Consider the following 13,015-nt stretch of genomic DNA (forward strand, 5'->3'; position numbering starts at 1 on the left):
CCCAACGCCTAACGCGGTGAGCGTTTCGCCAAAATACGTTGCAAGGTCCGGCGGTGCATATTGAGCCGCCGCGCGGTTTCCGACACGTTGCGATCACAAAGCTCGTAGACCCGTTGGATATGCTCCCAACGCACGCGGTCGGCGCTCATCGGGTTTTCCGGCGGCGGCGGCAATTCATCGCCCGTGGCCAGCAACGCATTGGTAATATCGGTGGCATCGGCGGGTTTGGACAGGTAATCCGTAGCGCCGATTTTGACCGCCGCCACGGCGGTGGCAATCGCACCATATCCGGTCAAGACAACCACGCGGCAATCGGGGCGTTTTTCGCGCAGGACTTCAACCACATCAAGCCCATTACCATCGCCAAGCCGCAGGTCACAGACCGCATAGGCGGGCGGGCGGGCCGTTGCAATCGCCTTACCGGCGGCGACGGACAGAGCGGTTTCAACCTGAAAGCCGCGCTTTTCCATGGCCTTGGCCAAACGGCGCAAAAACGGCTCGTCGTCGTCGAGCAGCAAAAGCGTCTTATCTTCGCCGATCTGTGCCAATTCCTCTGCCATGCCTGCTCCCCTCGCGCGCAAATATTAGATCGGTTCTATATAGCATTGCGCGAGGCGTCAAACGTCGACGCGCCGAGGCAAATGGCTTATTTCGCTGCCTCGACAAAGCATTGGATGCGGTCGGCCATAACCTCCGGCGTATCGCCGCGTTTGAAAAATTCGACAAATCCATGCCCCGGCAGGACAAGATAGCTTTGGGTCGAATGATCCACGAGGTAGAATTCTTCGTCGCCGTCTTCGGGTTCATGCGCCTTGTAATAGGTGCGATAAGCGCGGCTGGCGGCGGCAACCTGTTCAGCCGTTCCGGTCAGGCCAAGCATCCGCGGATGCAGATTGTCTGTGAAGTCGCGCAGCACCTCCGGCGTGTCACGTTTCGGGTCGATCGAAATGAACACCGGTTGCACAATTGTGCCGCGTTCTTCGAGAATTTCGATGGCTTCGGCATTTCGGGCGTTGTCGAGCGGGCAGACATCGGGGCAAAACGTATAGCCAAAATACAGCAGGCTGGGTTGATTGATCACATCGGTGTCGGTCACGGTGTTTCCGGTTTCGTCGATCAGTTCAAACGGGCCGCCAATCTCCGCCCCGGTCGCAGAGGCGCTGCAGGCGGCAAAGATGTCATCATCATTCATTGTGGTTTTTCCGAACCCCAAGATCCAGAAGACGGCCAAGACGGTCACCATCACAGCCGCCGCAATCAAAGCATAAATACGAGTCATTTCAGCCACTTTCCTCAGCTTGGCGCTTGCAGCGCGTCGCCCGTTATCTAACATGCGAGGCCAATCTTGCAACGCGATACGAGCGCCACATACATGTCAGACACCCAACCCACACTCTATGTGACGAACCAACGCGGCAACTGGATCCGGCTACGGACCCTAATTGCGCTACGGTGGGGGGCGATTATCGGACAATTGGCCGCCCTGATCGCAGCCAAACACCTATATGGGCTGAATCTGGAATTCGGGCTTTGTTATCTGGTGGTCGGGGTTTCGGTAATCGCCAATGTGGTTGCAATGTTCATCTTCCCCGAAAGCAAACGGCTGACCGAGGTGCAAAACCTTGCGATGGTGATGTTCGATTTGCTGCAACTGGGATTGCTTTTGTATCTCACTGGCGGGCTGCACAATCCGTTCTCCATCCTGATCGTTGGGCCGGTGACGGTCGCGGCGGCGGCCTTGACCCTACGCTCTTCGATTCTGGTCGGGGTGACGGCCATTTTGATTGTCACGCTGCTGTCGCAATATCATCTACCTCTGCGCACCGATCAGGGGTTTGTATTGCACATCCCCGTTGTGTTTGTCTTCGGCACATGGGCTGCAATCAGCATCGCAACAGTGTTTATGGGGATCTATTCGCGGTGGATCGTGACGGAAATGCACGCCATGTCGGATGCTTTGTCCGCGACGCAAATGGCCTTGTCGCGCGAGCAGAAATTGACAGATCTGGGCGGTGTCGTGGCGGCGGCGGCGCATGAACTGGGAACACCTTTGGCGACGATCAAGTTAACCAGTGCCGAATTGATCGAGGATTTGGATGATTTCCCCGAAATGCAAGAGGATGCGCGTCTGATCCGCGCCCAGGCCGACCGCTGCCGCGATATTTTGCACTCCATGGGCCGCGCCGGCAAGGATGACCTGCACCTGCGTCAGGCCCCCTTGATGGCTGTTATCGAAGAGGCCGCCGAACCGCATCAAAACCGCGGCAAAACCGTGATGATCACCGAAGGTGGCACCGCACCCCAGCCCGCTATCCTGCGCCGTCCCGAGATTATTCACGGGCTGCGCAATCTGATCCAAAATGCTGTCGATTTCGCCCGCGCGAATGTCTGGATCGAGGCCACGTGGGACGAGGGCCGGGTTGGCATCCGGATCATGGACGATGGTCACGGATATCCTGCGCATGTGCTTGGAAGAATTGGCGATCCCTTCATACGGCGCAGCACAGGGCTACGGGATCAACGACCGGGATATGAGGGCATGGGACTGGGCCTTTTTATCGCCAAAACCCTGCTTGAACGCTCCGGCGGGGAACTCACCTTTGCCAATGGCTTGGATAACAGCCGTGACCCGAAAGTGCCGCCAAGACCCTCGGGCGCCGTAGTCGAGGTGACATGGCCACGCCATGTGATTGATGCGCGCGACGGGGCAAATGCGGTGCCGCTTGGGCCAAATGAACGTATCGAAGTTTAACTATTTCGTCACCAATTAATCTGGAATTAACCAATTCGTTCTGTTGTGATGGGGGGACCCAATAGGATATTCCAATGCTCGACCCGATCTATCTTGAATATGCTGGCCTGATCTTAATTGCCCTTTCGGTGGCGATTGCCGCATTGTGGATCGTTTCTGTCGCCGAACCGCGCCGACGTGATCGCGAGGTGCCGGCCCCCGATAGCCAGGACGGGCGTCAGGTGCATTTCGTATTTGACGGCGATGCCCTCTACGAGGCGTCTTTGCCCGCCGAATTGATGCTCAACAGCAAGCCCACCCCACCGACCGATTGGGCCGGTGTCCGTGAGCATCTGCTCGCACGCTTTCCGACCCTGCCCGAGGATTGGCGTTTGGTGCAAACCGGCATCACCATGAACGTGCATGCCGACGAACCTGCCGATTTGGGCGAAATCACCTTGGCCCGCAAAGGCAACCGATTGCGTATGACATTGGTCGAGGCGCTCGGCAGCGAGCCGGAACACCGGTTGGACCTGTTGGAGCAGGAATTGCAAACCCTGCGCCAAGCCGCCCAAGGTGCCCCCTATCCGATCTGGCAAACCAACGATCAAGGCACGCTCTTGTGGTACAATGATGCCTATCGCACGTTGTTTGCCCGCGTCACCTCCGGTGACAAAGACCCGATGAAGGCAGACCCGTTGTTCGATCTCGATTTAGACGAAAACCGGCGGCGGCTGCGGCTGCGCAATTCGCTCAGATCCGAGGTCTCCGACGAAATTTTCTGGTTTGATATCAGTTCGTCGCGCTTTGATGATATCTGGATGAACTATGCGATTGATGTGAACGCGGTGGTCAATGCCGAGATCGCGCAACGCAATTTTGTTCAGACCCTGACCAAAACCTTTGCGCAGCTTTCCATCGGCCTTGCGATTTTTGACCGCAACCGGCAATTGGCGCTGTTCAACCCCGCTTTGATCGACCTGACGTCTCTGCCCGCCGATTTCCTCAGCGCGCGGCCCAATCTATTGTCGTTTTTTGACCGGCTGCGCGACAAGCACATGATGCCGGAGCCAAAGAATTACTCGACCTGGCGCGAACAAATTGCAGATCTTGTCGCGGCGGCGACCGATGGGCGCTATCACGAAACATGGACCCTACCCGCAGGTCAGACCTACCGTGTAACCGGGCGACCCCATCCCGATGGGGCCGTGGCATTCTTGTTTGAAGACATTAGCGCCGAAGTTACCCTGACCCGCCGTTTCCGGTCGCAACTGGAGTTCGGGCAAACAGTTGTAGATAAAATCAGCGAAGCCGTCGCGGTGTTCTCGCCCACGGGCGTTCTCGTCCTGTGCAACAGCGCCTACCGCAAGCTGTGGGGTATTGATCCGGACAATAGTTTTGCCGAAATGACCATCAGCGATGCGGTTGGCCATTGGAATGAAAAATGTCCCTCCGCAACCGCATGGCCGCGCGCCCGGCGCTTCATGACGGCCTTTGGCGAACGCAGTGCATGGACCGTCACCGAAAAAACTGTCGATGGCACGGATTTGACGTGCCGGTTTGAACCGCTGGTTGGAGGGTCGACCTTTGTCTGCTTTGAGATGGACGGCAATGCGCGCCTTGCGGCTCCCACCGATATTGAAACCGCCGAAAGCTAATGCGCGGCGCCCTTCTTGGCTTGCAGCGGCGGCGCGGTAGGGTAATCTCGCGCCATGTTGCGCAGTCCCGTTTCCTTTTCCTGGTCAAGCCCGGAGGCCACCGAAGCCTTCGCACGCGCCCTCGCGCCGCGTCTCGATGCGGGAGATGTGATCGAGTTGGAAGGCGGAATCGGCGCGGGTAAAACCCATTTCGCCCGTGCGCTGATCTTGGCACGTCTGGCCGCGCCCGAAGACATCCCCTCCCCGACATTCACACTTGTGCAAACATATGATTGCGCGGACGGAATCGAGATATGGCATGCCGATCTCTATCGCCTGTCGCACCCGGACGAAGCCATTGAGCTTGGGTTTGACGAAGCTTTCGAAAATGCGATTTGCCTGATTGAATGGCCGGATCGATTGGCCGACCTTCGCCCGACATCAGCCTTGAGATTGAAGCTGGAGGCGTCAGACGCCGCAGGCGAACGGTTGGCCGTTGCAACATGGCGCGATCCGCGTTGGGCAAAAAAACTGGAAGGGCTGTTACCATGACGGACCGGCACGCATTGGCGTACGCATTTCTAAAGCGCACCGGGTGGGATCAGGCGGCCCGCGCCCCTCTGGCGGGGGATGCGTCGAACCGGAAATACGAACGCCTGTGTCACCAAGACGGGCGTGCTGCCGTATTGATGGATGCGCCTACCGAACGCGGCGAAGACGTGCGGCCATTTGTGTCGATCGCACGGTATTTGTCGGGATTGGGGTTGAGTGCGCCGGAGATTTACGCGGAAGATGCACGCAATGGGTTTTTGCTGCTCGAAGACCTCGGGGATGCCCTGTTCGCGCGGGTGATGGCGGATGATCCGGCACTCGAACGGCCGCTTTATGAGGCCGCGACCGACGCGTTATTGCACTTGCACCGCGCGCCGCCGCCCACCGGTTTGGCGGCCTATTCGCCGCAGTATATGACCCAAATGGCGGCTTTGGCCTATGAGTTCTATCTTGCCGGCGCGGCCGAGCATGCTGACGCCGAAACAGCGCAGCCATCACAAGCCTTTGCGCAGGTATTCGAACCCTTGCTGGCCGCGCGGGCTGCTGAAGCCAGCGTTTTGATCCAGCGCGATTATCATGCCGAGAACCTGCTGTGGCTGCCGGAACGATCCGGTCCGGCGCGCGTCGGATTGCTGGATTTTCAAGACGCTTTGGCCGGGCATCCGGCCTATGATCTGGTCTCTGTGTTACAAGATGCGCGGCGCGACGTGCCCGAAGCGATAGAGGCCGACATGATCACCCGTTACATTGCGGCCTCGAAACAGGATGCGGCAAGTTTCGAGGCCGCGTATCACCTTCTTGGCGCGCAGAGAAACCTGCGGATTTTGGGGGTGTTCGGACGGCTTTGCATGCGTGATGGCAAGGCGCATTACATCGATTTCATCCCTCGGGTCTGGGGCTATCTGATGCGCGATTTGGCCCATCCTGCCTTGGCGCCTGTCTGTGATATTTTGCGTCGCGATCTACCTGAACCCACTTCCGAAATCCTGCAAAGGCTGAAAGATAAATGCGCGACGCTCCCGAAGCCTTGATGTTGTTTGCGGCCGGTTTCGGCACGCGCATGGGTGCGCTGACCCGGTCACGTCCCAAGCCATTGGTCGAGGTGGCAGGCCGCCCGTTGATTGACCACGCGCTTGATCTGGTTACGCCTCTGCGCTTGCCGCGCGTGGTGGCGAACCTGCATTATTTGCCCGAGCAACTTGCAGCGCATCTGTCGTCCAAGGCTGTCGCGCTTTCGGTCGAAGCACCCGATATCCTCGAGACCGGCGGCGGACTACGTCATGCCTTGCCGTTGCTGGGCACCGGGCCGGTATTCACGCTCAACACGGATGCCGTTTGGCATGGCGAGAACCCATTGCAAAGGCTTTTGACACAGTGGGATCCCGACCGCATGGATGCGCTGCTCATCTGCATACCCAAAACTCAAGCGGTGGGACACAAGGGCGCCGGCGATTTCATTTTGGACGAAACCGGACGTGCCGCGCGCGGACCCGGATTGATCTATGGTGGGGCGCAAATCATCAAAACCGATCTGCTGAGCGAAGTGGAGGACTCTGTGTTCTCGCTGAATCTTCTTTGGGACCGGATGCTTGAGACGGGACGGCTCTATGGCGCGCAATACGGCGGCGCATGGTGCGATGTTGGACACCCGCAGGGCATCATCGACGCCGAAGAAATGATCGGATACCGACATGTTTGAAGAAGCCGCGCCACGTGTTTTTTACCTCGCGCCGGGCGTGGATTTTCCGCAAGGCGTGGTCGAGGGGTTGCTCGCACGGTTTGGCGATGGACCGCCCGAAGCCTTGGCGCGAGTGCAGTTGATCGTCAACACCAAACGCATGGCGCGGCGGATACGTGCCCTGTTTGACGCCGGTCCCGCGCGGTTGCTGCCCCGGATCGAATTGCTCGGCAGCTTAGGGCAAAGCCTTGAGGTGGCAGATATACCGCCTGCGGTTCCGCCCCTGCGGCGGCGGTTGGAATTAACGCGGCTGATCTCTGAATTACTGGATGCCGATCCCAGCCTTGCCCCGCGCGCGGCCCTGTTTGATCTGGCTGATAGCCTTGCCGGATTGATGGACGAAATGCAGGGTGAAGGCGTGCCCCCCGAAGTGATTGCCGCATTGGATGTCAGCGACCAATCCGGCCATTGGCAGCGCACGCAATCATTCTTGGCCATCGTCGAACGGTATTTCGGCGCCACGGACGAAGCCCCCGATGCGGAGGCACGGCAACGTATGGTGATCGAGCGGCTCGCCGCGAGTTGGGCAGAACATCCGCCCACGCATCCCGTCATTCTTGCCGGCTCTACCGGCTCGCGCGGAGCAACGCATTTGCTCATGCAAGCGGTTGCAAAACTGCCGCAGGGCGCCGTAATCCTGCCCGGATTTGATGATCACATGCCCGATGCGGTTTGGTCGGTTTTGGATGAGGGCGATGCAGATGACCCCGCCGCGCGCGCTCGGAAAATGCCCGCCGAAGACCATCCGCAATTCCGGTTTCGCAAGTTGATGACCGCGCTCGCGATCGACCGGAGCCATCTAAAACCGTGGCATGACACCGCCCCGGCGCATCCGGCACGCAATGCAGTGATTTCACTGGCGCTACGTCCCGCGCCGGTCACGGATCAATGGCTCGAAGATGGCCCCAAGTTAACCGATATCGACGCGGCGATGGCCGAGGTCACGCTGCTTGAGGCGCCCGATGCGCGCAGCGAAACCTCTGCCATTGCGATGCGGCTGCGCCTAGCTGCGCAAGAGGGACAGACCGCCGCGCTGATCACACCGGACCGGATGCTGACCCGGCGGGTGACAGCGGCCTTGGATCGGTGGGGGATCGTGCCTGACGACAGCGCCGGCATGCCATTGCAGCTCAGTCCACCGGGGCGGTTTTTACGCCATGTTGCGGCGCTTTATGAGGCCCGGCCCAGTGCCGAATCCCTCATGACATTGCTCAAACACCCACTGTGTCACAGTGGCAGCGCCCGCAATCTGCATAACCTTTTGACCCGCGATCTGGAACTTTACATCCGCCGCAAAGGATGGCCCCACCCCGATTCCGATGGTTTGATGGCGTGGGCGGCCACGCAAAAAGATACGGATGCGGCCCTGCGCTGGGCACAGTGGATTTGCGAATGGTTATTGCGCGATATACCGATTTCCGATGACCACCTCACGGCGCGGCTTGATCACCACATCACCCGCGCCGAAGCCCTCGCACAGGGACCGGAGGGCACCGGCAGTGGTGCGCTTTGGGACGAGGCGGCAGGACGCGAGGCCGCCAAGGCCGTCGCGGACCTACGTGCGCAGGCGCCCTATGGTGGATCCATTGGCGCGCGGGACTACCAAAACCTCTTTGGTGCGATTTTGGCGCGCGGCGAGGTGCGCGCACAAGACGACCCGCATCCTCATATCCTGATTTGGGGCACACTTGAGGCCCGAGTGCAGGGTGCGGACTTACTGATTCTTGCCGGATTGAACGAAGGTAGCTGGCCCGAAGCGCCAACACCCGACCCATGGCTCAACCGCAAAATGCGCCATGATGCCGGTTTGCTTTTACCTGACAGGCGGATCGGCCTGTCGGCGCATGATTTCGAACAGGCCGCTGCCGCGCCAGAGGTGTGGTTCACCCGCGCCAAACGCTCGGATGACGCCGAAACCATTGCCTCGCGATGGCTCAACCGGTTGACCAACATGCTGGGCGGCCTGCCGCAACAGGGCGGTGTCGCAGCGCTTGAGGCGATGCGCGCGCGCGGCGCGATCTGGCTGTCGAAAGTCGCGGCATTGGAAAACGTGACGCCTGTGCCACCTGCGCTGCGGCCCTCGCCCAAACCGCCCGCCGCTGCCCGGCCCCGCACCCTATCTGTCACGGAAATCCGTCATTTGGTGCGCGATCCCTATGCGATCTACGCCAAACATGTGTTGGGATTGCGCCCGCTCAACCCGTTAATGCGCGCGCCCGATGCGATGATGCGCGGCACGGTGATCCACGACGTATTCGAACAGTTCGTCAAAGAAAGCCGCGATGATGAAACGCTGCGCACACGCGCGCGGTTGCTGGACATCGCACGTGAGGTTCTGCTGCGTGATGTGCCATGGGGTGAGACACGCGTGGTCTGGCAATCGCGCATTGCCCGTGTGGCCGATTGGTTCTTGCAAACCGAAGCCGCGCGGCGTGCTCTTGCGCGGCCTGCCGGATTTGAAATCAGTGGCCAAGCAATGATTGCGCCGCTTGGATTCACCCTGCGCGGCAAGGCCGACCGGATTGATTTGGATCCACGGGGCGCGGCGCATATTTATGACTATAAGACCGGCAGCCCACCCAGCAAAGCCCAACAGAAACAATATGATAAACAACTTCTGTTAGAGGCCGCCATGGTCGAGCGCGGTGCATTCAAGGATCTTCAGCCCAAACATGTCGCGCGCGCGGTTTATATCGGATTGGGGGCAACGCCCTCAGAGGTCGAAGCGCCGCTGGACGAAACATCGGCCGCACAGATATGGGCCGAATTCGAAGAGTTGATTGCCAGCTACCTCGATGAGAACCAAGGTTTCACCGCCCGCAGCGCGATGCCAAAAACCGATGACGTCAGCGATTATGATCTGCTGTCGCGGTTTGGAGAATGGGATATCACTCAATCCCCTGACGGGCGAAAGGTGCCGTGATGCAACGCGATGATGCAACCTTGCGACAGATCGAGGCCGCGCGCCCCAACGCCTCGACATGGCTTTCGGCCAATGCCGGATCGGGCAAAACACGGGTGCTGACCGACCGCGTGGCGCGGTTGCTGCTCGAACATGTGGAGCCGCAACACATCCTGTGCCTGACTTATACCAAAGCGGCGGCGAGCGAGATGCAAAACCGATTGTTCAAACGCTTGGGCGATTGGGCGATGTTGGCGGATGATGATCTGCGTGCGGCTCTGGATGATTTGGGGGTCACCGGACCACGTGACGACGCCGCTTTGCGTGCGGCACGGCGATTGTTCGCCCGCGCCATCGAAGCCCCCGGCGGTTTGAAAATTCAAACGATCCATTCATTCTGTGCCGCTCTTTTGCGGCGGTTTCCTCTCGAAGCGCAGGTCAGCCCGCAATTCACCGAGATGGATGATCTGAGCATTACCATCTTGCAAAAGGATATTTTGGAAGAGATCGCTTCGGGCCCCGAGGCGGAGGTTTTCGAGGCGTTGGCGTTGCAATTCACCAGCGACGAGATGGACAAATTAACCGGAGATATCGTCCGGCACCGCGATGCATTTGCCGCACCGATGACGCACGCCGAAGCGCATGCGTTGCTTGGCTTGCCCGATGATGCAAACTTTGAGACACTGAGGGCGCAAGTGTTCTTGGGCGGGGAGGCGCAGATGCTGGCGCGGCTGGCCGAGGTTTGCGCCACGGGCAGCAAAACCGATATGGCGTTGGCGCAAAAACTCCGCGCGCTCACATCGCTCGACCTGAATGCGCTGCCCGCGCTTGAAGAGTGCTTTCTCACAAAAGCCGATGCCAAAGCCCCTTACACAGCGAAGCTGGGAAAAATCCCGACCAAGCCCACGCAAAAACACATTCCCGATCTGTTGGACGCGCTAGACGGTTTCATGTTGCGGATCGAGGCCGCGCGGCAAACACGGCTTGGCTTGATGGCCGCCGCGCAAACCCTCGTGCTCAACCGGTTCGCGCAGGTTTTTTTGCCACGTTATGAGCGCGCCAAGCAATTGCGCGGATGGCTCGATTTTGATGATCTGATCGTCAAGGCACGGGATTTGTTGATTGATCCGCGCGTAGCAGAATGGGTGCTCTACCGGCTTGATGGCGGTATCGACCATATTCTTGTGGACGAAGCGCAAGATACCAGCCCAATCCAATGGCAGGTGATCGAGCGGTTGGCACAGGAGTTTACCGCTGGCATCGGTTCGCGGGCGGACATTCCGCGCACGATTTTTGTCGTTGGCGACCGCAAACAATCGATCTACTCGTTTCAAGGTGCCGATCCGCGCGAATTTGACCGGATGCAGGCTGAATTTGCCGATCGTCTCGACGCGACCAACACGCCACTAAACACCCTTGAACTGGAATATTCTTTCCGGTCGTCTCGTGCAATTTTGGATGTTGTCGATGCCGCCTTTGAAGGGCACGGCGCGGCGGGTTTTACATCGGAGAATCCGCACCGTGCCTTTAAGGACGCAATGCCAGGGCGGGTGGATTTATGGCCGTTGGTGGAGCCCGCGCCGAAAGAAGAAGAAGGCGATTGGCATCGCCCCGTCGACCAGCTTGGCCAAAGCCACCATACGGTGATCCTTGCCCGCCGAATTGCCGCAGAGATCAGCCGCATGTTGGATCAGAAGACACCGATTCCCATGGAACAGGGTCGAAATGGTACCTATGCCATGCGCCCTGTGCGCGCTGGTGATTTCCTCATTCTAGTACAAAGTCGCGGTGCACTTTTCGAAGCGATCATCCGCGAATGCAAGGCGCTGTCCTTGCCGATGGCGGGGGCGGACCGGCTTAAGGTCGGGGGTGAAATGGCAGTGCGTGACCTTAAGGCGCTCCTGTCGTTTTTGGCATTGCCCGAGGATGATCTGTCGCTGGCAACCGTGTTGAAATCCCCGCTTGGTGGGTGGGATGAGGCCGCGCTGTTTGATCTGGCACAGGGGCGCGGCAAGGGGCCGCTATGGCCGATATTGCGCGGACAGGACAAGGCGCACCCCCAATTGCTCGCCATGTTACGTGACCTAAGCGCACGCACTGATTTTTTACGTCCCTACGATTTGTTGGAACGGATTTTGACCCGCTGGGACGGTCGCAAAAAGCTTTTGGCGCGTTTGGGTGACGAGGCCCAGGATGGCATCGACGCCTTGCTCAGCCAAGCGCTGGCTTACGAACGCAGCGCGGTGCCCAGCCTGACCGGATTTTTGACATGGATGGAGAGTGACAACCTTGAAATCAAACGCCAGATGGAAAGTGCCGGCGACCGTATTCGCGTAATGACCGTGCATGGATCGAAGGGACTGGAAGCCCCAATCGTCATCCTGCCCGAGACAATCAAAAAAGACCGCGCGATTGATGCCAAAGTGTTCGAAACCGGTGGCCGCGCCGTGTGGTCACCGGCAGTATCTGCGGCACCTGACGCGATTTTGGCACTGCGCACCGACTTGACGGAGGCGCAACAGGCCGAGAAGGAGCGCTTGCTGTATGTTGCGATGACGCGCGCGGAAAAATGGTTGATCGTCGCGGGTGCGGGCGCCATGCAGGCACAGAATGCCAAATGGTACGTGATGGCCGAAGGTGCGCTCAAAGCCTGCGACGCCGCCGAGCACGATTTTGGTTTTGGCGTTGGATTGCGTTTGGAATACGGCGATTGGGCGGGAACAGAGACTTTTTCAGAGGCGGCGTCCATCCCGAGCCCGTCCATCACACTGCCAGCATTTTTCGCCGAAGCGGCCGCGAGGCCATTGCCGCTTCCCACGACGTTGAGCCCCTCGGATTTGGGAGGGGCAAAAGCATTGCCAAGTGAAGACGGTTTGGATGAAGAAGCCGCCAAACGGCGCGGGCGGCAGGTTCATACATTGCTCGAACATCTTCCGTCCCTTCCTCGCAACGATTGGCCGGTAAAGGCGCACAGGCTGCTCAATGCCGGGGGGGAAAGCGTCACCGAGGCCGAGGCAACGCCTCTATTGGAAGAAGCGTGCCGCGTGTTGGATGCACCGCGTCTCGCGCCGGTTTTCGCCGCCACGACCCTTGCCGAAGTTCCGGTCACCGCCGTTCTACCCGCACTCGGCGGACAGAGGATCCACGGGGTAATCGACCGATTGATCGTGTCGCCCGACCGGGTGATGGCAGTGGATTTCAAGACCAACATCGCCGTCCCACAGGACCCCGCGCAATGCCCCGAAGGATTGCTGCGCCAAATGGGCGCCTATCAAGCTGCGTTGGCGCAGATTTACCCGGACCGCGAGATTGTGACCGCGCTTTTATGGACGCGGAGCGCCGAATTGATGATCCTACCACATGATATTGTGATCAATGCCCTGACACGCACCCAGATATCTTGACGTTGCCCTCTGTGGTTCTTAGGTTCACAGCCAAGTTCCCAGCTTTCAGGA

At 59.2% G+C, this 13,015-nt stretch carries 9 protein-coding genes; 7 read left to right on the forward strand and 2 right to left on the reverse strand.

Going from position 1 to position 13,015, the window contains the following annotated elements; translation table 11 throughout:
• Positions 1-8: 8 nt before the first annotated feature.
• Both DI396_RS08955 and DI396_RS08960 read right to left on the reverse strand, forming a co-directional pair.
• Entirely contained in the window at positions 9-560 is a 552-nt protein-coding gene (locus DI396_RS08955) for an ActR/PrrA/RegA family redox response regulator transcription factor (protein ID WP_110795875.1), read from the reverse strand.
• Positions 561-646: 86 nt separating this feature from the next.
• Complete coding sequence (locus DI396_RS08960) at positions 647-1,279, reverse strand: SCO family protein (RefSeq protein WP_110795876.1); 633 nt, start codon at positions 1,277-1,279, stop codon at positions 647-649.
• A 93-nt stretch (positions 1,280-1,372) separates the two neighbouring features.
• Here DI396_RS08960 and regB point away from each other — a divergent pair, with 93 nt between their 5' ends.
• The 7 genes from regB (at position 1,373) to addA (ending at position 12,964) form a co-directional block, all read left to right on the forward strand.
• Positions 1,373-2,752, forward strand: coding sequence for a sensor histidine kinase RegB (gene regB, locus DI396_RS08965; RefSeq protein WP_110795877.1), 1,380 nt, complete (start codon positions 1,373-1,375; stop codon positions 2,750-2,752).
• A 74-nt stretch (positions 2,753-2,826) separates the two neighbouring features.
• On the forward strand, positions 2,827-4,389 hold the full coding sequence (locus DI396_RS08970) for a PAS-domain containing protein (RefSeq protein ID WP_110795878.1): 1,563 nt from the start codon (positions 2,827-2,829) through the stop codon (positions 4,387-4,389).
• Between the two features lie 54 nt (positions 4,390-4,443).
• Positions 4,444-4,920, forward strand: coding sequence for a tRNA (adenosine(37)-N6)-threonylcarbamoyltransferase complex ATPase subunit type 1 TsaE (gene tsaE / locus DI396_RS08975; protein ID WP_110795879.1), 477 nt, complete (start codon positions 4,444-4,446; stop codon positions 4,918-4,920).
• Positions 4,917-5,951, forward strand: coding sequence for an aminoglycoside phosphotransferase family protein (locus tag DI396_RS08980; protein ID WP_110795880.1), 1,035 nt, complete (start codon positions 4,917-4,919; stop codon positions 5,949-5,951). The genes tsaE and DI396_RS08980 overlap by 4 nt, the downstream gene beginning before the upstream one ends.
• Positions 5,927-6,619, forward strand: a complete 693-nt coding sequence (locus tag DI396_RS08985; protein ID WP_110795881.1) for a nucleotidyltransferase family protein — start codon at positions 5,927-5,929, stop codon at positions 6,617-6,619. The genes DI396_RS08980 and DI396_RS08985 overlap by 25 nt, the downstream gene beginning before the upstream one ends.
• Positions 6,612-9,581 (forward strand): double-strand break repair protein AddB, encoded by a 2,970-nt coding sequence (gene addB / locus DI396_RS08990; RefSeq protein WP_110795882.1) that lies wholly within the window; start codon positions 6,612-6,614, stop codon positions 9,579-9,581. Before DI396_RS08985 ends, addB begins: the two co-directional genes overlap by 8 nt.
• The gene (gene addA / locus DI396_RS08995; protein WP_204362823.1) at positions 9,581-12,964 is read left to right on the forward strand and encodes a double-strand break repair helicase AddA; all 3,384 of its coding nucleotides are present in this window, start codon (positions 9,581-9,583) and stop codon (positions 12,962-12,964) included. The genes addB and addA overlap by 1 nt, the downstream gene beginning before the upstream one ends.
• Positions 12,965-13,015 lie beyond the last annotated feature (51 nt).

The organism is Litorivita pollutaquae (genome assembly GCF_003205515.1).
GTDB classification, from domain to species: domain Bacteria; phylum Pseudomonadota; class Alphaproteobacteria; order Rhodobacterales; family Rhodobacteraceae; genus Litorivita; species Litorivita pollutaquae.